Here is a 20,708-nt window from a genome sequence, read left to right as displayed (position 1 = left end):
GAGCTCAATTTTGTCGAACCTCTCAGGTAGCATACTACAGCAATAATTAGTTCGATATGCTAATTATTTCATATGGATTCAATTAACTTCTTCTCGATGCATACGAATATTTCGCCATAAATCTCGCGTAAAAGGCATGGTATTCAATAAGATTATTGCCTGCGGGCCTTTGTTTATCGAAATAACGTGTCTATCGATATGCAGAATATCGCCTTGTAATAAGGCGGTCTTCGATTCATACCACAAGATGAGGTGTGCCCGTTTTTCTGCTGCGATAATGGAGAAAAATGAGTTATTTGACGGGTGAGTAAAAGTATCGACAGCAATCCAATGCATGTTTACCTGCCTTAGCACTATAAGTGCCTGTATTTTGTAACAGGATCCGAATTTTAAGAAATAACATTGTTAATCAAAGAGGTAGTGTTTTAACTATGAGACTATACAAGACCTATCTGCCGGTAATCATTACCGTTCATTTCATAATAAAGTACTCTATATCTGAGATATAGTATAAACATCATTTATAATTGACTCAATTCTTTCTTGTCGTCACAACTTAATGTTTACCCCTCCTGCGAATGCATGTTTCTGAATGGTTTAATAAAAATTACAGACCTACATCTCAAAATCTTAATTACTTCATATTATCCAGTATCATTTGATTGTTTATGGATACTTATAGAAACACCTTTAATACTAAAAAGAAGGTCTCGAGGCTTTCTCAGCCAAAGTCGGTAGCTGCTTTCTTTTTAGTTCATAGTGACTATCACAGAGTGATGAGTTTACTTTTTTTAGCTGAAATCTAAGAAAAAATATAGTTATAATCAACTATTGTGGAGATAGTTACCTATTCATTTATATCCTTCTGCATTTGAATAAATAAAAACCATCATAGGTTACACTTATATTAAATAATCAACATTTTTATCCATTATGTGATGTCGATCGCCTGGTGATAATTCCTCAACCATTGCCTGAAAATGGATAAATATTCAGCACCAAAAATATATGTGATAGAGAGCATATATACGGCAGATGAATATTCATATACATTTTCAGCATATTATACTGCCGATATCTCTATAAATATCTGCTAGTGCTCTATTCTTTATCATGATCTCTCACCTTACCGCATTTTTATCACTACCAAACGACCTTTGTGAGAATCCCTTCACATAACGCATCAAAGACTGGCTGCAAATTCCTTTGTGACATCGTGCACATTTTCACCATGAAACCGGTTGCATGAAAGGAAGTCACTGCTAGGATGAAACCGGTTTCACTCAGTCAGTCATTCTCAATAATTAATAAAAGGCCGCTAAAATGACAGCCATCAGAGATTACAGCGCATTAGCGAAGGATATCCTTCGTGAGGTTGGGGGAGAACAAAACATTAACGGCTTCTCCCGCTGTGCGACGCGTTTACGCTTAGTGCTAAATGAAACGCCCGCGGAGGCCAAAAGCAAAATACAAAGCTTACCCGGCGTCATTGCCGTTGTAGAAAGCGGTGGTCAGTTTCAGGTAGTTATCGGAACCCACGTTGCTGATGTATTTAATGCAATGAATGACCTGGTAGGTGATAACCACAGCGCTAATGCAGCACCGGTTAAGACTCGCTGGCTTGACCGCGTGATTGCCACCATGTCGGCGGTCTTCGCCCCGATTATTTATATTCTGGCAGCTGCAGGGATTTTGCAGGGTATATTGATAGTTGTATCCTTGATTGATGATGGCATCAAAGCAAGTGATACCTTCGCTATTCTGAACTTTATGTCATGGACACCTTTTGCCTTTTTACCGGTGTTTATCGCAATTACCGCAGCGCGTCACTTCAAATGTAACCCCTACATTGCGGTGCTGTGCTGTTGCGCATTGATTAACCCTGACTGGACCGCGATGGCCGGTAGAATTGCCAGCGGCGATACCGTGACTTTCCTGTTTTTCCCGTTAGCTAAAACCGTCTATACCTCATCTGTTCTTCCTCCTCTGTTCCTGGTATGGGCGCTGTCATGGCTGGAAAAACGTGTTGACCGTATTCTACCTAGTGTTGTTTCAGCACTCTTTACGCCACTGATTTGCTTCGTGATCATCGTTCCACTAACGCTAATCGCTATCGGCCCTATCACCACCTGGGCCGCGATGGGTATCGCCAGTGGCTATAACGTCTTATTTAACGCAGCCCCTGCTCTGGCTGCTGCAGTTATTGGCGGAGTGTGGCAAGTCATTGTTATCTTTGGTGTTCACTGGGGTATCACCCCGGTGATTATGGCGAACTTTGATGCCAATGGGTACGACTCCTTCCAGGCTTATCAGACCATCGCCGTTATTGGTCAGATGGCTGCCGTGTTTGGTGTTTTCCTGAAAACACGCAACAGAGAGCTGAAAACCACATCTTTATCTGCCGGTGTGACCGCCATCTTTGGTATTACTGAACCTGCTATTTACGGTGTGACATTACGTTTTAAAAAGCCATTCATCTGTGGCTGTATTGGTGGTGCAGTCGGTGCGGTAGTCGCGAGTATGTTTGGTTCGCTTTACTATGCCTACGCTGGCTTGCCAGGCTTACTGACTATCGTCAACTCCATTAGCCCGGATGCCCCTATGTCATTTATTGGCGAAGTTGTGGGTAGTGCGACTGCGATTGTTCTGACCATTGTTCTGGTGCAGTTTGTTGGTTTTAACGACCCGGTAGCAGAAGAGAGCACTTCATCAGCCCCTGCTAAAACAGAAAATAAATCAAATACCGAATCTGTTGCCGTCAAAACACCTCTGGCGATTCTCAGCCCAATGCACGGCACCGTTATTCCACTGGAAAATGTTGCTGACGAAGCTTTCTCTCAGAAGGTACTGGGTGATGGTGTAGCGATTCAACCAAGTGAAGGTCTGGTCGTTGCACCTTGCGATGCTAAAGTGGAAACGCTGATTGAGTCCCATCATGCCATTGGCCTGACCTGTGAGAATGGTGCTGAACTGCTGATCCACGTTGGGCTGAATACCGTGAATTTACAAGGGCAGTACTTTACGCCGCTGGTCAAAGAAGGTGACTGGGTGACAACAGGTACTCCGTTACTGCGCTTCGATAAAGAAGCGATTGAAGCCGCAGGATATGAATTAACCACGCCGGTATTAATCATCAATAGTGATGAATACACACTGGCTATCGAGCAATCTGAGGGTGAAATTGGGCAGAAAATGCCGCTAATGACCGTCTCCTGATTCCTGGTGTTCACTGGCAGAGCACGCTAAAAATAGCCGTGCTCTGCCACATATTCTGTCCAGGCCGATGTCGCATAGACCCTGCGATACAGATAGAATGTCCGGGTAAATTTACTCCCCCTTCTATGAAATCTTCAGCGCTGAGGAATGCTATGGTTACAATACTGGATGTGGCAAAAAAGGCCGGCGTTTCAAAAGCAACAGTGTCCAGAGCGCTGAATGGTAAGGTTGTCGTTAGTCATAACGTTAAAGAACGTATTAACAAAGCGATAGAAGAAACAGGTTACCGTCCTAATTTATTAGCACGCCGGCTGGCAACCAATGAGTCAAACTCCGTGGGTCTGGTCATTACCAATGGGCTCTATGACGGACCCTTCTTTTCCTCAATGACCTATCAGGCAGCTACCTGTAGCGAACAGCATCAGCGACAACTGGTGTTAGCTGACGGTAAACATTGTCGTGAAGATGAACAAAATGCCATCAACTTACTGCTTCAGTTACGCTGCGAAGCCATCATGATCTATCCTAAATATTTAACCGTTGATGAGCTGGACGATATAATTGACGCAAGCAGTGTGCCTATTATGGTTATCAACCGGGAACTAAAACGTAACCGTGCAAATTCAGTTTTTGTCGATAATCAATTATGCAGCGCTCAGATGGTCAATCATTTATTGGAAAAAGGACATCGACGAATTGCTTTTATTGCTGGCGTTCCAGGTTCTCCAACGGGGGAAAAGCGTCTACAGGGATATCGTGATGCACTGGAAAAAGCCGGTATTATTCCGGATGAAAGCTTAATTGTTCATGGTAACTATCGTCCTGAAAGTGGCTATAAGGCCGGGCTGGAGTTGCTGAAAAATAACCCTGGCTTTACCTGTGTGTTAGCTGCCAATGACGATATGGCGATGGGTGCGATTAAAGCGTTTACCGAGCATGGCTACGCTATTCCCGCAGATATCTCGGTTGCCGGATTCGATGATGCGCCTCTTGGTCGTTATTTCACACCGGCCTTGACCACCGTCCATATACCGATGGACCAAATGATTAAAGATGCGTTACAGATCCTGCTGTCGCCGTCCGATACGCCCGTTCTTTTTCCTGCCCATCGAGGCACTCTGGTAATAAGAGATTCTATTGCTGAAAGAATAGCCGAGTAGTAAGCATGTTCCGAAGTCTGTCCAATCGATATAGCGAATAGTTTCCCATGTTCTTTTTTATGGTAACCAACTGATATAACGGTTTCTATTGAGGTTTCTAAGGTTATTTCTTTCGTAGTATAGTAGGCCAAATATTCTGGGACGGGATGGCTGATGTATTACTCTATCGGTGAGTTTGCAAAACTCTGTGGTATTAATGCGACAACATTACGCGCATGGCAGCGACGTTATGGTTTGCTTAAGCCCCAGCGCTCAGATGGAGGACATCGGCTTTATAGTGATGACGATATCCAGCAAGCATTGAATATTCTGGACTGGCTAAAAAAAGGCGTCCCTGTCAGTAAAGTAAAAATGCTGCTCGACAGGCCAGAAGAAGAATACGCGAACCAATGGGTAGTTCTGCAAGAAAAACTACTACAACAGCTGACTGCCGGTCGTATCGATGCAGCCAGACACATCATTTATGATTCCGGGCGCGAGTATCCAAGAGAAGAGTTAGTGACTCAGTTACTCCGACCGTTACGCAGAAAAATATCAGCGAACCTTGCTACAACTATCACTCTCAGGGAAATACTGGACGGGCTTATCATTGCCTATACCTCTTTTTGTATCGAGGGTGACAAAAAAACGCCAGGCGAAAACTACCTGATCAGCGGCTGGCATTTAACAGATGCCGGCGAGGTATGGCTGGAAGCGCTTCAACGTACCGGTCAGAATAAGCGTATCGATATTTTGCCCCATTTGCCCGATATGCTCGCACTGGATATGTTCCCCGAGCATCACTGGCTCCTGGTCACTACAGAAAAACCCTCTCCCGCCCGGCTCAAACAAACCCGACAATGGCAGGACAGCATTAAATCTCTCGAGATAGTCATCCTCTAGACTCATTCACTGCCACCAGTTGCCCTCCTCTTCAGTTTCCAGGTTGAACAATATAACCATATGATAATAATACTTATGTTAAACTTTACATTTTAAAACTTGGACAAAAATATTAATTTGTGTAAGTTTGTGGTTCGGGAGCTCATATTCTGCGCTTTGGGATAGTCGTTTCCATTGTTGAAGTGAAGGCTATTTGTAGAGGAATATCATCATGATGAGTAAACCAAAAACCGGAATCAGTGAAAATCTGACCGGATTGCAGGTCGGCTTACAGCAAGGTGATACGTCTGCTCAAAGATTGCTGACTGAGCTTGTGGCCAAGACACAGTGTATTGCCGTCGATTCTGCCTCTGTTATCCCCTTACCTGTTCCCCGTTTTATCTATACCATCGCAAATAAGCTGCAACAGCCAGGTGACTTGAACGGGCTGATTATCGGTCAGCATTCTATGAGTGAGGGTTCAGAAGATATCGCTGAACAAAGTGAAAGATATCCGGATACGGGAAAATATCAGGCATTATTGAGCGCCAGAATGGAAGAACAATACCCTTGGGTTCCCTTGATAAAAAGTGAGCAGTTGAGCAGCGCTGCGCTACGTGAAAATTTTATTATTTGTGTTTCTGCACTGAGTGAGCTCAACCAGCTCAGGACACAACAGCTTACACGCCACATACTGATAGATTTCCATAGTCGTTATAAACTGGTGTTACTGGCGCATAATCAGCCCGGTTACCGGGAAATAGGTCCTTTTGTCGCTAAAATTCATCAGTGGAAAGATTTAGATGAATTTTTTGTCGCCTATCGAAAAAAGCTAATGGTCATCTTGCAGCAGCCTGCATCATGCGAAAATCACGTTAACGTGATGATGCATATTCAGGGCTATTTTAATCGCCAGCAGAGTGCTGAACAAAGAAGTGAACTCTGTCGGGTTATCCATGATTATCGCCAGGGAAATCTACCGCTCAGTGAGCCGCTGACTCTGCTAAAAAGATATCTCTCTGAATATCCAAATAATTATCTATTAACACAAAAATATTTCATGTTATATCCGAATAATCATATTTGAATTAACTACGAGAAGGCCGTGACCTGACCTGTTAATGGCACTTATTTATACCCTATTAAGACGACATTATTATTGTCGTCTTTTTTATGATTTAAAATAAAAAACCCTGTGCCAGCAGGTACAGGGTTTTTAGAGAACGCCGACTAGAAATTAAAAGTCATAGCTTGCGGTAACAGAAACGCTACGTGGCGCGCCATAGACTATATATTCAGATAACCAGCTATCATACTCTTTATCAAACAGGTTATTGACGTTCGCCTGTACGGCAAAGTTCTTGGTCATTTGATAGCGGGTAAACAGATCCACTATCGCATAGCTACCTTGTTCGATACGCGTTGCCCCTTGTGGCCCAGTAGTGTCATTCCAGGTTTTATTCTGCCAGTTAACGCCACCGCCGACGGTGACTTCAGGCAGCATTGGCAGGTTATAGCGGGTAAACAGTTTCGCCGTGGTACGTGGTTGGTCTGAGTTCACCGCTTTATTATTTTTATCGGTTGCCACAAAGCGTGATGCACCGAATGTCAGCTGCCAGTTATCGGTCAGAGCACCGTTTAGTTCAAATTCGGCACCTTTACTCACGGTTCCATCAACTGACTCATAGGCCGTTTCATTCGGATTACCGTTGACGATTGCACCGGTAGATTGAGCAACATTATTTTGCTCAATACGGAATATCGCCAGTGAGGTGGTCAGGCGGGTATTAAACCAGTCAGCCTTAACCCCGGCTTCATAACTCTTTCCGGTCGCCGGATCGAGATAATCGCCGTTGATATCGCGCTTATCGGTCGGCTGGAAGATAGAGGTGTAGCTGGTATAAGCCGACCAGGTATCGTCTATATCATAGATAAGGCCGGCATAAGGAGTGACATTATGCTGCTTATTACTCAGACTCGTTTGCGGGGCTGAGGTTGGATTATAATCGGCATTCCACTCGCTATAACGCAGACCAGCGATTAAGTGGAGTGGGTCCGCCAGCGAGAAACGGGCTGCGGTATAGACAGCCTGCTGACGTACAGTATCTTTACTGTAGAGGGTAAACGGAGACCACGTCGGATCGGCGACATCTTGATAATAACTCGGCATAGGAATAGCGCCCCCAACAGGCTGAGAGTTATCATAACGGTTATTCTGCCGGCTGAAACTGGTGCCAATCACTAGCTCATGCTGACGATCAAAGAGATCAAAGCCACCACGCACAAAGGCATCAACCGAGTCCTGTTTACGCTCGCCCTGGTTCCAGCCTCCATAACCTGTCACACCAGCACCGGTCACTTTATCCGGGAAGCTATAAACATACATCAATTTCGAGTCGAACTTACTCTGGGCATGCAGCAGGTTAACCCGGGCTTCCCAGCCATTGTCAAAGCGCTGTACCAGGTTGGCAAAGACGTTATAGCTATTTTTATTAGAGTAAGCCCAGTCTGGTGCCGTTGTTGCGCTGCGGCCAAAGTCAGTCCGGCTGCCGTCCGCATACCAGGTCGGTAAACCACCCCAGGTCGGGCTGTCTTCATCGCTGCTCTGATAACCGTAACCTAGCGATAATACCGTTGATTCTGTCAGGTCAGCATCAACAACGCCGTAGAGAAACTTCTTCCGGTAATGGTATTTATCCACCCAGGTATCATTGTCCTGATAACCCGCAATGACACGGCCGCGAACATTACCGTTTTCAGTCAGGGGCGCAGAGAGATCGGCGACATAACGCTGTTTATTCCAGCTTCCATAAGTGGCGGAAACATTGGCTTTAAACTCACGGCTGTCAGCATGTTTACGCACCATATTGATATAGGCAGACGGGTTTCCGGTGCCACTCATCAGCCCGGCCGCACCCCGTACCACTTCAATATTTTCATAAACAGCGGTATCCATGCCGGTATCGCCAAAATCCCAGACATCACTGATCTGGGTCGGCATATCGTCATAGGCATAGTTACTGATAAAGTAGCCACGCGAGAAATAGGTTACCCGACTCGTATCCACCAGCTTTTCCGTTATTCCGGTAACGTTATTCAGTACTTCACCGATGGTATCAAGCTGCTGATCTTCGATACGCTGCTGGCTGATAACGCTGACTGACTGTGGAATATCACGCGATACCAGTAATAACTTGGTTCCGGTAGTCGTGGTTTTAACGTTGTAGTCTTCAGCCTGCCCTTTAAGCGGATCCCCTGCCTGAGCCTTAACAATCACAGTATCTTCTGGCAGATCCGAATCTGCGGCTTGCGCTGCAGGAGCTAAAGCCAGCGCAGTACATATCGCCAGTAATGACGGGCGAAATGCCTTCAGATTAAGGCTATCTCTGTGAATGTTTACACCTGACATGGTTTTCCTCTAGATTTGCGGCCAGTACTCTGTAGTGCCGGTGGAAAATAGGGCATCTGAAGAATTACTGAAAAAATAACAAGAATGAGAACTATAAGCATTAACAGTTGTCATGTAAAACACTCTCATTATTACCTTCGATATAAAAAACCACGGAAACTATTTTAGTTACTATTTTTCATTGAGTTGTATCAACTAAGCCATACCGTTAAAACGGCTGAGAGATAAAGACCTAGTCCAAAAATGGCATGGTTTAACAGGCTACGCAGACGATTTACCCAAGGGGATGGCGTACGTGATGCAGCAATTCCTGCCCCCATCGCTGGCTGCATGACTAAAAAAGGCATCACAACAGTGAGCGAACCCACCAGCACAGCAGGTAATAATGTCGGGGCAAACAACCATCCCGAACCTTCAACCGTGACCAGTAAGGCGGCAAAGAGAATCCCGGTGAAGTAATGAATTACCCAGCCTGCCACTAACTCGCCACGGATTGCTGGGGCTTTAGCGATACTATTATGTGCCCACTGGCCCCGACAAATATGCCCTGCCCACCGCCCGACCAGGGCATAGTCCAGCGTTGGCATTTTCATCGCTCTTTGAATAATGGCTCCGATATCCATCACCACCGTTGCCCCAATACCCGTCAGAACAATACGTAGCCATACTTCGGTAGTTATCATTTTTTACCCTTTGCTTATGAATGCGTTATTACTGACCGCTATGCTACAAGTTGAAGTCAGCTTTAAGTCAAGGAGGATTTAAGGCGGGTTAAGAAGAGCGCGAATTAAACGCATAAAAAAAGCCCCGAACGGGGCTTTTTTCAGAATGCTATGTTAGCTATTTAACGCCGGGCGTTCGCTAATCTCTATACGCTGCGGTGCTGCGGCCTCGGGTATTTCCCGGAACAAATCAATATGCAGCAAACCATTATGGAAAGTCGCAGAGACAACTTTCATATGTTCAGCCAGGGTAAAGCTCAGGTTAAATGGCTGAATGGTTAATCCTTCATGCAACCAGGTCGATGCTTTCTCTGGCTTAGCAGGGGTTCCTTTGATACCCAGTTTGGTACCTTCCTGCTCAATGGCTAAGTCTTCCTGGCGGAACCCGGCTAATGCCAGAGTGATCCGATAGTGATTATCATCGCTTTTTTCGATGTTATAAGGCGGAAATGCCTGAGATTCCGGGTCAGACTGAAGCGCATGGGCCAGTTTGTCAAAACCAATCCACTGACGCAGTAATGGGGTAACATCGTAGTTATTACGCATAGTGTTTTCTCCTTCTTTGAAGCAAGAAATAATTCTCTGTATGCCTACAGATTCGGCTCCCTGACGGCAAGCCTTGAGTCATCCGCCGTGTTGTACGGCGAATATCATTAGTTTATTTCGATACGGCGCGGTTTCATCGCTTCCGGAATAACTCGCTCTAGCTCAACATACAGCAGACCGTTTACCAGGTTAGCGCCACGAATATGAATATTTTCTGCCAGCTGGAATTTACGTTCGAAGTTACGCTCAGCAATCCCCTGGTAGAGATAGGTACGCTCTTTGGTCTCATCCGTATGTGCGCCTTTGATAATCAGTAAATTATCCTGGGCGGTAATATCCAGCTCACTTTCAGAGAAACCAGCCACGGCGATAGCGATACGATAGTGGTTTTCATCCACCAGCTCGACATTATAAGGAGGATAGCCGCCATTACTTTGGCTCTGGCTGTTTTCCAGCAGATTAAACATACGGTCAAAACCAATAGCAGAACGATACAGTGGGGATAAGTCAAAATTACGCATACAACAATCTCCTGAATTCAGCGAGTGATACTTTTAGCCTTCCCAGGGGGACAGGCTGTTAACTCGAGTACCCTGACGGCATACTCTCTTGGTTACCCTATAGAGATAAGGGTGGTTATCTCGTTTTCAATAGTCCGAAGACGATTTTTTTTGCAGTCCCAACGTTCATTACATAGACTGTCAAAAAACACAAAATGCTAAAAACTTCTCGTAATGCCAATAGAGCAATAACAGACCCAAAATAATTCGAGTTGCTTGCAGGCACTGAGTTTAGATAGGCGATGAATAGAGATGATAAATACAATCTGCTTTAAGGCTTTGGTGTTAAGCGGCGGAATTTTTTGCCTCTGTGGTTGTTCCAGTATCATGTCCCATAGCGGCGGCAAAGAGGGACTCTATTCTGGTACCCGCGCCAATACTCAAGCGCTGGGCGATCCTGAAACCAGCTGGGCGATAAAACCGCTGGTCGCGCTGGACTTACCTTTTAGCGCAGTAATGGATACCGTGTTTTTACCCTGGGATCTCTATAGAAATGATAACTCATTGAAATCAAAAGTAGAGGCGAGCGAAAAAAAGAATATGGAGATTAATTCTGCTATTCCGCCAGCCAAATTACTGTGATTTTACAGGCCCGTTTCAGTCATAAATAACTGTCTGAAACCTTCCACGTCCTGCATCCAGGCAATATATTGCCCGTCTGGTGAAAAGACCACGGCATCAGGACTCAGGCCTTGTGGCGTTGATGATGTTAAAGGCATTATGCTGCCATTCCGGACATCACAAACAACAACTCGGCCTTGCTGAATAAATCCCAGCGCCTTGCCATCAGGATGCCAGTTAAATGCCGACTGTACTCCCTGCTCTCCAGCCGTTACCTGCCTTGGTTCACCGCCATTAGGGGAAATAACCCATAGCTGGACAATTCCGGCCTCATCGCGCATTAAAAAGGCCAGCTGACTTCCGTCCGGACTACTACGAACCCAGTGACGAGGTAAGTTAACCAGCCCCGGATAGCGATTCTGGCTGGTAAAGGTGAGCCTGCGCTGCTGTATCCCTTTCGGTGGTGCTGGCATCGCCGTGGAAGTACCAGCTAATGGCTCTGCCGCAGCCTGCTGAAAATCTGCAAGTTCATCAGGCAAATCAACGATAAAGAGTTCGGGTACTTTTTCTCCGGACAGGGAACAGGTATCACCAATAAATGCCAGCGCCCGACGCTGCTCGCGTCCCTCAAAAGTGATGTAACCCTGCTGACCGACCCAGCCTTCTTCATAGGCACGATTAATTTCATCACTGCCGGGTTTGGGAGAAACCGTTGTTTTGCTGATTAGTACGCAGAAATGTGAGCCGTCATATTCCCTCGGGTGCTGTTTCTTCACTACCACCGGGCCACAGGGTAAGGCGACGCCAATATTGCGTAAATCAAGCCGTGGGTCGAGTTCATGGAGTACGCCGTCATTGTAGGTAAAACTCAGGCAGCTACCATCCGGGCTCCAGACGTGCACATGTGTTCCGCCGCGTAATGCTCCGGGCGTGAATGGCGAGGTGATATCCAGCGCATCCAGAGTCGTGGCCTGACCCGCTTCAACAATCACTCCGCGGCGACGGTGAAAATCGTAGTGCCAGTTTTCATCAGGGTTTTCAGGGCTATGAATAAAAGCATAACGTTCGGGATTTTGCGGATTAACCGTAACCACCCCGACATAGGCCCCCTGAGGTGCGCGATAAATCACCTCAATATCGCCGGTAAAAACATTAACCCGCTCAATAGTTTCCCCGGTAAACGAAGCTCCGGAAGGACGGACATCAAACGCCAGCCACTGACTATCAGGAGTCCAGCTATTAATATTGGTGAGTTGATGATGGCGGGATGCGAAGGTCAGCTGTTTGCTCACAAGAATACCCTGAGAAAGTGATGAGAATCGGCGATGGATAAATTTCAGAGATAAAAAACCCCGGTAAACCGGGGTACGTCAAAATCAGTTTAAGGCAAACTTCTCAATCGCGTAAGCAACCCCGTCTTCAAGGTTGCTTTTGGTCACAAAGTTACTCAGCGCTTTGACTTTATCAATGCCATTGCCCATAGCCACTCCGACTCCGGCATACTCAATCATAGTAATATCATTTTCATGATCGCCAATCGCCATCACTTCTTCAGCTTTGATACCCAGGCGTTCCGCGATAGCTTTGATCGCTGCACCCTTACTCACTTCCTTATTGAGCATTTCAAGGAAATAAGGTGAGCTTTTCACCAGGTTATAACGCTCAAAAACTTCAGCCGGGACTTTCGCGATAGCCGCATCGAGAATTTCCGGGTCATCGATCATCATCACTTTCAGGAAGGGTCCGTTCGGCTCCATATTCTCCGCTTCACAGAATGACAGTGGAATGGTGGTCACGGTGGATTCATGAACGGTATAGCGACTGATATCACGGTTTGCGGTAAAGAGAGTATGCCTGTTCAGCGCATGGAAATGTGAGCCCACTTCACGGGACAAGGCTTCCAGATAGAGATAGTCATCGTAATCCAGCGGGATTTGTATCACTGCGCTGGCATCGCTGGCTTTTTGTACCAGAGCACCGTTGTAGGTTACGCAGTAATCCTCTGGCTCATCCATATTCAGCTCGCGAAGATATCTCTCTACACCAGCATAAGGTCGCCCGGTACAAAGTACGACATGAACGCCCTTTTTACGCGCAGCGGTAATTGCTTCTTTTACCGCTGGAGAAATCGTATGGTCCGGGTGCAGCGTCGTGCCATCCAGATCCAGTGCAATAAGTTTTATAGCCATGTAAGGTCACCTGAAAATGATGAGTTTTCTTCATGCTAACTCGATTCTGCTAAAAAAACAGCAATCATCTTGGACCACTCATCGTGGAAATAAAAAAGCCGCGCAGTAGCGCGGCTTTAACAAGAAAGAAGGAGCTTTAAATATCGATATTAGCCGCTTTCAGCGCATTCTCTTCAATAAAGGCGCGACGAGGTTCAACCGCATCACCCATTAATGTCGTGAATAGCAGATCCGCCGCGATAGCATCTTTCACCGTTACACGCATCATACGACGGCTTTCCGGATCCATGGTGGTTTCCCACAGCTGTTCAGGGTTCATCTCACCCAAGCCTTTATAACGCTGTATCGATAAGCCACGACGAGACTCTTTCACCAGCCATTCCAGCGCCTGTTCAAAACTGTCTACTGGCTGACGGCGTTCGCCACGTTCGATAAAGGCATCTTCTTCAATCAGCCCGCGCAGGGTTTCACCCAGAGAACAAATACGGCGATATTCACCACCAGCAATAAATTCCTGCTCCAGTGAGTAGTCGGTATCGACACCATGAGTACGCACTCTGACTACAGGCTCATAGATCTGGCGTTCCACGTTATGGCGTACTTCAAAATTCCAAGTGCTACCGTGCTGTTCATTTGTGTTCAGATAGGTAATCAGCGTTGAAATCCACTCGGTAACCTTCGCTTCATCGCTCATCTCAGCTTCACCGAGCGTGAGATGATAAACCAGCGCATTCAGCAAGTTGCGTGGATAGCGGCGCTCCATACGACCAATCATCTTCTGCACGGCATTGAACTCAGAAACCAGTTTTTCCAGTGGCTCTCCGGCTAATGCCGGTGCGCTGGCATTGGTGTGCAGTGTCGCACCATCCAGTGCAATGGAGATTTGATACTGATCCATCGCCTCATCATCTTTGATGTACTGCTCTTGCTTACCCTTCTTCACTTTATACAGTGGCGGCTGAGCAATATAAACATGACCACGCTCGACGATTTCTGGCATCTGACGGTAGAAGAACGTCAGTAACAGGGTACGGATATGTGATCCATCGACGTCGGCATCGGTCATGATGATGATGTGGTGATAACGCAGTTTATCCGGGTTATATTCGTCACGACCGATACCACAACCCAGTGCGGTAATCAGAGTAGCGACTTCCTGAGAAGCCAGCATCTTGTCGAAGCGTGCCTTCTCAACGTTAAGAATTTTACCCTTCAGCGGCAGAATCGCCTGGTTCTTACGGTTACGCCCCTGTTTTGCAGAGCCGCCCGCTGAGTCCCCTTCCACTAAGTAGATTTCAGACAGAGCAGGGTCGCGTTCCTGACAGTCAGCGAGTTTGCCCGGCAGACCTGCGAGGTCAAGCGCACCTTTACGACGCGTCATTTCACGAGCACGGCGAGCCGCTTCACGGGCACGAGCTGCATCAATGATTTTACCGACAACAATTTTGGCATCGCCAGGATGCTCCAGCAGATATTCAGCCAGCAGTTCGTTCATCTGCTGTTCAACCGCCGATTTCACTTCTGAAGAGACCAGTTTATCTTTGGTCTGTGAAGAGAATTTAGGGTCAGGAACTTTAACCGAAACCACAGCAATCAAACCTTCACGGGCATCATCGCCGGTAGCGCTGACTTTCGCTTTTTTGCTGTAACCTTCTTTATCCATATAGGCGTTCAGGGTACGGGTCATCGCCGCACGGAAGCCTGCAAGGTGGGTACCACCATCACGCTGTGGAATGTTGTTAGTAAAGCAGTAAATATTTTCCTGGAAACCATCGTTCCATTGCAGGGCAACTTCAACGCCAATACCGTCTTTTTCAGTACTGAAATAGAATGCATTCGGGTGGATAGGCGTTTTGTTTTTGTTGAGATACTCAACAAAAGCTTTGATACCACCTTCGTAGTGGAAGTGATCCTGCTTACCATCACGCTTATCAATCAGACGAATAGAAACGCCGGAGTTCAGGAATGAAAGCTCACGCAGACGTTTAGCCAGAATATCGTATTCAAATTCAACAACATTGGTAAAGGTTTCATGGCTTGGCCAGAAACGGACCAGCGTTCCTGTAGCATCAGTATCGCCCGTAACGCCCAGTGGCGCTTGTGGTACACCGTGAACGTAGGTTTGCTGATGCACTTTACCTTCGCGACGAATGACCAATTCCAGTTTCTGAGACAAGGCGTTAACAACAGAAACACCGACGCCATGCAGGCCACCGGAAACTTTATAGGAGTTATCGTCGAACTTACCACCCGCGTGTAATACCGTCATGATAACTTCAGCGGCGGAGATACCTTCCTCCGGGTGAATACCGGTCGGGATACCACGGCCATCATCGGTGACAGAGACAGAGTTATCAGCATGAATAGTAACAACAATGTCTTTACAGTGGCCTGCGAGTGCTTCGTCGATAGCGTTATCCACGACCTCAAATACCATGTGATGCAGGCCAGTGCCGTCATCCGTATCGCCGATATACATACCCGGACGTTTACGTACCGCATCCAGGCCCTTAAGGACTTTGATACTGGAGGAGTCATAAGAATTCGACATCAACGTTTCTCGCTCATTTAATCTTCGGTTAATCCGTTATTTTACCCTGATCCACTGCGAACATCTTTGAATTTTTGTCCGCCATGTCCATCACATGTTCTGCGCTAATTGCGCTAACAAAAACTTGTGACGATGTGGCTTTTAACCGGTGTGCCAACAGGCCACGCCGGGAATCATCCAGTTCAGAGGCAAAATCATCTATCAAATACAAGCAGCGTCGCCCATTCTGGCGGGTAAGAAACTCACCCTGTGCCAGTCTTAGGGCGCACATCAGTAATTTCAGTTGTCCGCGTGACAACGTATCCTCGACGGGTGCACCATCAGCCCGGATCCGAAAATCCGCTTTATGGGGACCCTGCGCGGTATAGGTCAGCATTCTGTCGCGTTCAAAATTTCGTGCCAGTATTTCGCTATAGTCACTCTCTTTCTCCCAGCCACGCTGAAAAGAAAAACTCAGAGTAAATTCCGGGAGAAATTGTGCGCAAGTATCAGCCATATCAGCCGCAATAGCTGCACTATAATCAGCTCGCCAGCGGCTGACTTGCTCCGCCAGTGGGATCAGTGCTAAGTCCCACGGACGTAGTTGTTCGTAGCGCGTCACCTGTCGTAAGGCAGCATTACGCTGCTTTAACAGACGCTTCAGGTTGCTCCAGGCAACAAAAAAACCGGGCTCATTATGAAAACAGCCCCAGTCAATAAAGGCTCTACGGTATTTAGGGCCGCCGTTGAGCAGGGTAAATCCTTCTGGCGTTATCAGCTGCATCGGCATCATCAATGCCAGATCCGCGACTTTATGCCCGTCACTACCGTCAATACGTACAGTACTGTCGCCAAGACGATTTTTAGTTAAGCCTACAGCGGTTTCACGTTCGCCATTTTGCAGACGACCATGCAGGACAAAAGCATCCTGTTCATGACGAATAACCCGATTAACCTGCAAGCTACGGAAAGCCCGCCCATGTCCCAGAGTATAAATCGCCTCCAGAATACTGGTCTTTCCGCTACCGTTAGCACCCACCAGAAAATTAAAACCAGGAGAAAGAGTCAGGTCTGCGTTTTCGATATTACGAAAGTCTTTGACTAACAAACGCGTCAGTGACATCTACAATCTCATTGGCATAACGACATAGGCTGCCGACTGGCTGGCTGCATCTTCGATTTGTACACTCGATACCGAGTCAGTCAGTAAAATACGGACATTTTCACACTTCAGTGCGTTTAATACATCCAGTACATAACTGACGTTAAAGCCGATTTCCATTTCAGTACCATCGTATTCGACGTCTAAAATTTCTTCAGCTTCTTCCTGCTCAGGGTTATTCGCGGTAATTTTCAGCTGGTTTGCGCTGACATATAAGCGCACGCCACGGAATTTTTCGTTGGATAAAATCGCCGCACGAGCAAAGGCCTGCTTAAGTAAATCGCAGCCTGCATCCAGGTGTTTATCCGGGTTTTTAGGCAATACACGGCGGTAATCCGGGAAGCGACCATCCACCAGTTTAGAGGTGAAGATAAAATTCCCGACATGGGCACGGATGTTATTGCTGCCTATCTGAATATGTAGCGGGTTCTCGCCACCATCAAGCATACGCATCAGTTCAATCACGCCCTTACGCGGCACAATCACTGAATGATTCGGTAATGGCTGACCCACCGGCATCGCACACACCGCCAGGCGGTGGCCATCCGTTGCCACAGTACGTAGCTCTTCACCTTCGGTTTCAAATAACATGCCGTTCAGGTAATAGCGTACATCCTGGTGTGCCATGGAAAATTGCGTCGCCTCAATCAAACGCTTCATTGTCGCCTGAGGTAAGCTAAATTCTACCTCGCTCTGCCAGTCATCCAGATTAGGGAAATCAATGGCAGGAAGTGTTGATAGCGAAAAGCGGCTGCGACCGGAACGGATCAACATACGATCGCCTTCCAGAGTGACGGCTATCTCTGCACCTTCAGGTAAACCACGACAGATGTCGAAGAATTTACGTGCAGGAACGGTTGTCGCTCCGGGTTCACTTGGCTGGGCTAAAGATACGCGTGCCACCATCTCCATTTCCAGATCAGTACCGGTCAAAGAGAGTGCATCATCTGCAACCTGTAGCAACAAATTACCCAGAATAGGCAGTGTCGGACGGCCGCCAAGGGGGCCACTGACTTGCTGTAGTGGTTTTAATAAATGTTCACGTTCAACGGTAAATTTCATAGGATCACGACGATAGTGTTCTGATTAAGTTGGAAAAATCTTCTTTTATATCATGGCTTTCTTCACGCAACTGCTCAATCTTACGGCAAGCATGCAGCACCGTAGTATGGTCGCGTCCACCAAAAGCATCGCCGATTTCGGGCAAGCTATGGTTTGTCAGTTCTTTCGCCAGTGCCATCGCCATTTGACGCGGACGCGCCACAGAGCGAGAACGGCGTTTAGACAGCAGATCGGCTACTTTAATTTTATAGTACTCGGCCACCGTTTTCTGAATATTATCAATGGTGACCAGCTTTTCTTGTAACGCCAGCAGATCGCGTAATGCTTCACGCACGAAATCGATAGTAATCGCTCGCCCGGTAAAGTTCGCATTAGCGATCACACGGTTCAGTGCGCCTTCGAGCTCACGCACGTTGGATCGTAGCCGTTTAGCAATAAAGAATGCCACTTCGCCAGGTAAACGAATATCGTGCTCATCGGCCTTTTTCATCAAAATGGCGACACGCGTTTCGAGTTCCGGAGGTTCTATCGCAACAGTCAGTCCCCAGCCGAAGCGGGACTTAAGACGATCTTCAACGCCATTGATCTCTTTAGGGTAACGATCTGATGTCAGGATTATCTGTTGATTACCTTCAAGCAGGGCATTAAAGGTATGGAAAAACTCTTCCTGGGAACGCTCTTTATTAGCAAAGAATTGAATATCATCGATCAGCAAGGCATCTACAGAGCGGTAATAGCGCTTAAACTCTTCAATCGCGTTGTTCTGGAGTGCTTTAACCATATCCTGCACAAAACGCTCAGAGTGCATATAGACCACTTTCGCATTAGGTTTGCGCGCAATGATCCCGTTGCCTACCGCATGTAACAGGTGCGTTTTACCTAAACCGGTGCCGCCATAGAGAAATAGCGGGTTATAAGCGCCACCAGGGTTATCAGCAACCTGTCGGGCCGCCGCACGGGCCAGCTGGTTCGACTTACCTTCAACGAAGTTATCGAAGGTATGTTTCAAGTTAACATTAGACCGATAAGCCGGTTCTGCCGGTGCCGGAAGATTGTCCCAGCTAGGGCGTACAGGTGCTGCCGCACGCGCAACATATGCTGGTGCAACCACGTTTGCGTTTGCGGCTCCGCTTATCGGCTGTTGAATTACCGGTTTACTACCTACTTCAAAGCGCAGTAATGGCACATTCGCGCCACAAAAATCATTCAACAACGCATTGATATTATTTAGGTATTTATCTCTTACCCAATCGAGCACAAATCGATTCGGTGCGTACAAGGCCAGCGTGTTATCGCTCAATTCCGCCTGTAGGGGACGTATCCACATACTAAATTCTGTGGCGGATAACTCATCCTGTAATCGGGCAAGACACTGTTGCCAAAGCGAAAGTGACACGGCTGACTCCACTTGAACCAAATCGATAAAAAGACGAAGACTGAAAGTTATACATTCATGATTGTTGACACACGCTCTCAGGCTGTGGGAGGCGTGCGAACCGCTATCTGCGGTTTTTCCTCTGCGTATGTAAGGAAAGCTGAGGAACCGCGGATCATAGCCTAAAGCGCGACAGAGATCCTCTGTTTCTCACAGATTTTTCACTAATTATCCACAGGAGGGTTTCCCGCCGTCAGTGTAAACTATCCGGTTATCCACCAAGTATATTATCTGGTTATATTTATCGGATTGAATACGCTATACCGCGTCAGAAGGCAAAGAGATCGTTTGAAGATCGCCTGAGATCCTTGCGCTTTAGTCAGGACGCCGTATAATTCCCCACCCGTCGCATAGTATTGCTGTATCTTTTTACGGCAATGTGGTCCTTTTTCCAGGGTCAAAAAGGCATCGTCGAACGGGAATTGAATTGACTCCGGAGTGTACAATTATTACAATCCGGCCTCTTTAATCAGCTGCACTGAAGCGTGAGTCACTTTAAGACCCTGTCGGCTTTACGCAAATCCAGTGAAATTTAATAGTTTAGGTAGAAACCGCCATGAAACGCACTTTTCAACCGTCCGTACTGAAGCGTAACCGTTCACACGGTTTCCGTGCTCGTATGGCAAATAAAAATGGTCGTCAGGTCCTGGCACGTCGTCGTGCTAAAGGCCGTTCTCGTCTGACCGTTTCTAAGTAATAAAAGCTAACCCCTGAGTGGTTAAGCTCGCTTTTCCCAGGGAGTTACGTTTGTTAACTCCCACTCATTTCACTTTCGTCTTCCAGCAGCCGGTTCGTGCTGGCACGCCGCAAGTCACTATTCTCGGCCGCCTTAATTCGCTGGGGCATCCCCGTATCGGTCTTACAGTCGCTAAGAAAAACGTCAAACGAGCGCATGAACGTAATCGTATTAAACGATTAACGCGTGAAAGCTTTCGTCTGCGTCAGCACGAATTGCCTCCGATGGACTTCGTGGTAGTGGCTAAAAAGGGGGTTGCCGATCTGGACAACCGGGCTTTATCGGAAGCATTGGAAAAGTTATGGCGCCGCCATTGTCGCCAGGCTCGCGGTTCCTGATAGCCCTTATCAGGGGCTATCAACGACTGATTAGTCCGCTTCTCGGACCGCATTGTCGTTTCACACCAACCTGCTCTCAATACGGAATTGAGGCATTGCGCAGGTTTGGAGTGTTAAAAGGCAGTTGGTTAACCTTGAAACGCGTACTAAAATGCCATCCTTTGAACCCGGGTGGAGACGATCCCGTTCCGCCCCGACCTTTTGATACCAGAGAACACTAA

General features: G+C 47.0%; 19 protein-coding genes. 8 read left to right on the top strand and 11 right to left on the bottom strand.

What is annotated here, in order from left to right:
* Positions 1-78 precede the first annotated feature (78 nt).
* Positions 79-336 carry a hypothetical protein gene (locus tag M2387_RS15975; protein ID WP_259050836.1) on the bottom strand — a complete coding sequence of 86 codons (258 nt, stop codon included), beginning with the start codon at positions 334-336 and terminating at the stop codon, positions 79-81.
* A 987-nt stretch (positions 337-1,323) separates the two neighbouring features.
* On the opposite strand from M2387_RS15975, the gene M2387_RS15970 reads away from it, so the two are divergent.
* From M2387_RS15970 to M2387_RS15955, 4 genes are all read left to right on the top strand, one after another.
* On the top strand, positions 1,324-3,216 hold the full coding sequence (locus tag M2387_RS15970; RefSeq protein WP_259050835.1) for a beta-glucoside-specific PTS transporter subunit IIABC: 1,893 nt from the start codon (positions 1,324-1,326) through the stop codon (positions 3,214-3,216).
* A gap of 152 nt (positions 3,217-3,368) precedes the next feature.
* The gene (locus M2387_RS15965; RefSeq protein WP_259050834.1) at positions 3,369-4,376 is read left to right on the top strand and encodes a LacI family DNA-binding transcriptional regulator; all 1,008 of its coding nucleotides are present in this window, start codon (positions 3,369-3,371) and stop codon (positions 4,374-4,376) included.
* A gap of 153 nt (positions 4,377-4,529) precedes the next feature.
* Positions 4,530-5,258 carry a MerR family transcriptional regulator gene (locus M2387_RS15960; protein WP_259050833.1) on the top strand — a complete coding sequence of 243 codons (729 nt, stop codon included), beginning with the start codon at positions 4,530-4,532 and terminating at the stop codon, positions 5,256-5,258.
* A 211-nt stretch (positions 5,259-5,469) separates the two neighbouring features.
* Positions 5,470-6,324, top strand: coding sequence for a YbgA family protein (locus M2387_RS15955; protein WP_259050832.1), 855 nt, complete (start codon positions 5,470-5,472; stop codon positions 6,322-6,324).
* Between the two features lie 150 nt (positions 6,325-6,474).
* Here M2387_RS15955 and fhuE read toward each other — a convergent pair whose 3' ends face one another.
* The 4 genes from fhuE to ibpA form a co-directional block, all read right to left on the bottom strand.
* A complete protein-coding gene (fhuE, locus tag M2387_RS15950; protein WP_259050831.1) occupies positions 6,475-8,646 on the bottom strand; it encodes a ferric-rhodotorulic acid/ferric-coprogen receptor FhuE in 2,172 nt (723 codons plus the stop codon).
* 191 nt (positions 8,647-8,837) lie between these two features.
* Entirely contained in the window at positions 8,838-9,329 is a 492-nt protein-coding gene (locus M2387_RS15945; protein ID WP_259050830.1) for a DUF2938 domain-containing protein, read from the bottom strand.
* 153 nt (positions 9,330-9,482) lie between these two features.
* Positions 9,483-9,914 (bottom strand): small heat shock chaperone IbpB, encoded by a 432-nt coding sequence (ibpB, locus tag M2387_RS15940; protein ID WP_259050829.1) that lies wholly within the window; start codon positions 9,912-9,914, stop codon positions 9,483-9,485.
* Between the two features lie 107 nt (positions 9,915-10,021).
* Positions 10,022-10,435: a small heat shock chaperone IbpA gene (gene ibpA, locus M2387_RS15935; RefSeq protein WP_259050828.1), complete on the bottom strand. Its 414-nt coding sequence runs from the start codon at positions 10,433-10,435 to the stop codon at positions 10,022-10,024.
* A gap of 291 nt (positions 10,436-10,726) precedes the next feature.
* On the opposite strand from ibpA, the gene M2387_RS15930 reads away from it, so the two are divergent.
* Positions 10,727-11,056 (top strand): YceK/YidQ family lipoprotein, encoded by a 330-nt coding sequence (locus M2387_RS15930; RefSeq protein ID WP_259050827.1) that lies wholly within the window; start codon positions 10,727-10,729, stop codon positions 11,054-11,056.
* Between the two features lie 2 nt (positions 11,057-11,058).
* Here the strand turns inward: M2387_RS15930 and M2387_RS15925 are convergent, their stop codons facing one another.
* From M2387_RS15925 to dnaA, 6 genes are all read right to left on the bottom strand, one after another.
* Positions 11,059-12,327 carry a DUF3748 domain-containing protein gene (locus M2387_RS15925; protein WP_259050826.1) on the bottom strand — a complete coding sequence of 423 codons (1,269 nt, stop codon included), beginning with the start codon at positions 12,325-12,327 and terminating at the stop codon, positions 11,059-11,061.
* A gap of 84 nt (positions 12,328-12,411) precedes the next feature.
* The gene (gene yidA, locus M2387_RS15920) at positions 12,412-13,224 is read right to left on the bottom strand and encodes a sugar-phosphatase (RefSeq protein WP_259050825.1); all 813 of its coding nucleotides are present in this window, start codon (positions 13,222-13,224) and stop codon (positions 12,412-12,414) included.
* A 136-nt stretch (positions 13,225-13,360) separates the two neighbouring features.
* A complete protein-coding gene (gene gyrB / locus M2387_RS15915) occupies positions 13,361-15,775 on the bottom strand; it encodes a DNA topoisomerase (ATP-hydrolyzing) subunit B (RefSeq protein ID WP_259050824.1) in 2,415 nt (804 codons plus the stop codon).
* A 28-nt stretch (positions 15,776-15,803) separates the two neighbouring features.
* Positions 15,804-16,877 (bottom strand): DNA replication/repair protein RecF, encoded by a 1,074-nt coding sequence (gene recF / locus M2387_RS15910; RefSeq protein WP_259050823.1) that lies wholly within the window; start codon positions 16,875-16,877, stop codon positions 15,804-15,806.
* Positions 16,878-17,978 (bottom strand): DNA polymerase III subunit beta, encoded by a 1,101-nt coding sequence (dnaN, locus tag M2387_RS15905; RefSeq protein ID WP_259050822.1) that lies wholly within the window; start codon positions 17,976-17,978, stop codon positions 16,878-16,880.
* Positions 17,979-17,982: 4 nt separating this feature from the next.
* The gene (gene dnaA / locus M2387_RS15900; RefSeq protein ID WP_259050820.1) at positions 17,983-19,374 is read right to left on the bottom strand and encodes a chromosomal replication initiator protein DnaA; all 1,392 of its coding nucleotides are present in this window, start codon (positions 19,372-19,374) and stop codon (positions 17,983-17,985) included.
* A gap of 595 nt (positions 19,375-19,969) precedes the next feature.
* Here dnaA and rpmH point away from each other — a divergent pair.
* The 3 genes from rpmH to yidD are packed head-to-tail and all read left to right on the top strand — an operon-like array spanning position 19,970 to position 20,708.
* A complete protein-coding gene (rpmH, locus tag M2387_RS15895) occupies positions 19,970-20,110 on the top strand; it encodes a 50S ribosomal protein L34 (RefSeq protein WP_003023858.1) in 141 nt (46 codons plus the stop codon).
* A gap of 17 nt (positions 20,111-20,127) precedes the next feature.
* On the top strand, positions 20,128-20,487 hold the full coding sequence (gene rnpA / locus M2387_RS15890) for a ribonuclease P protein component (protein WP_259050818.1): 360 nt from the start codon (positions 20,128-20,130) through the stop codon (positions 20,485-20,487).
* A complete protein-coding gene (yidD, locus tag M2387_RS15885; RefSeq protein ID WP_259050816.1) occupies positions 20,451-20,708 on the top strand; it encodes a membrane protein insertion efficiency factor YidD in 258 nt (85 codons plus the stop codon). The genes rnpA and yidD overlap by 37 nt, the downstream gene beginning before the upstream one ends.

Source organism: Klebsiella sp. BIGb0407, assembly GCF_024807845.1.
In the GTDB taxonomy this organism is placed as follows: domain Bacteria; phylum Pseudomonadota; class Gammaproteobacteria; order Enterobacterales; family Enterobacteriaceae; genus JGM124.
Note: the sequence above shows the minus strand (reverse complement) of the source record. Positions and strands in the feature narration are given on the sequence as shown.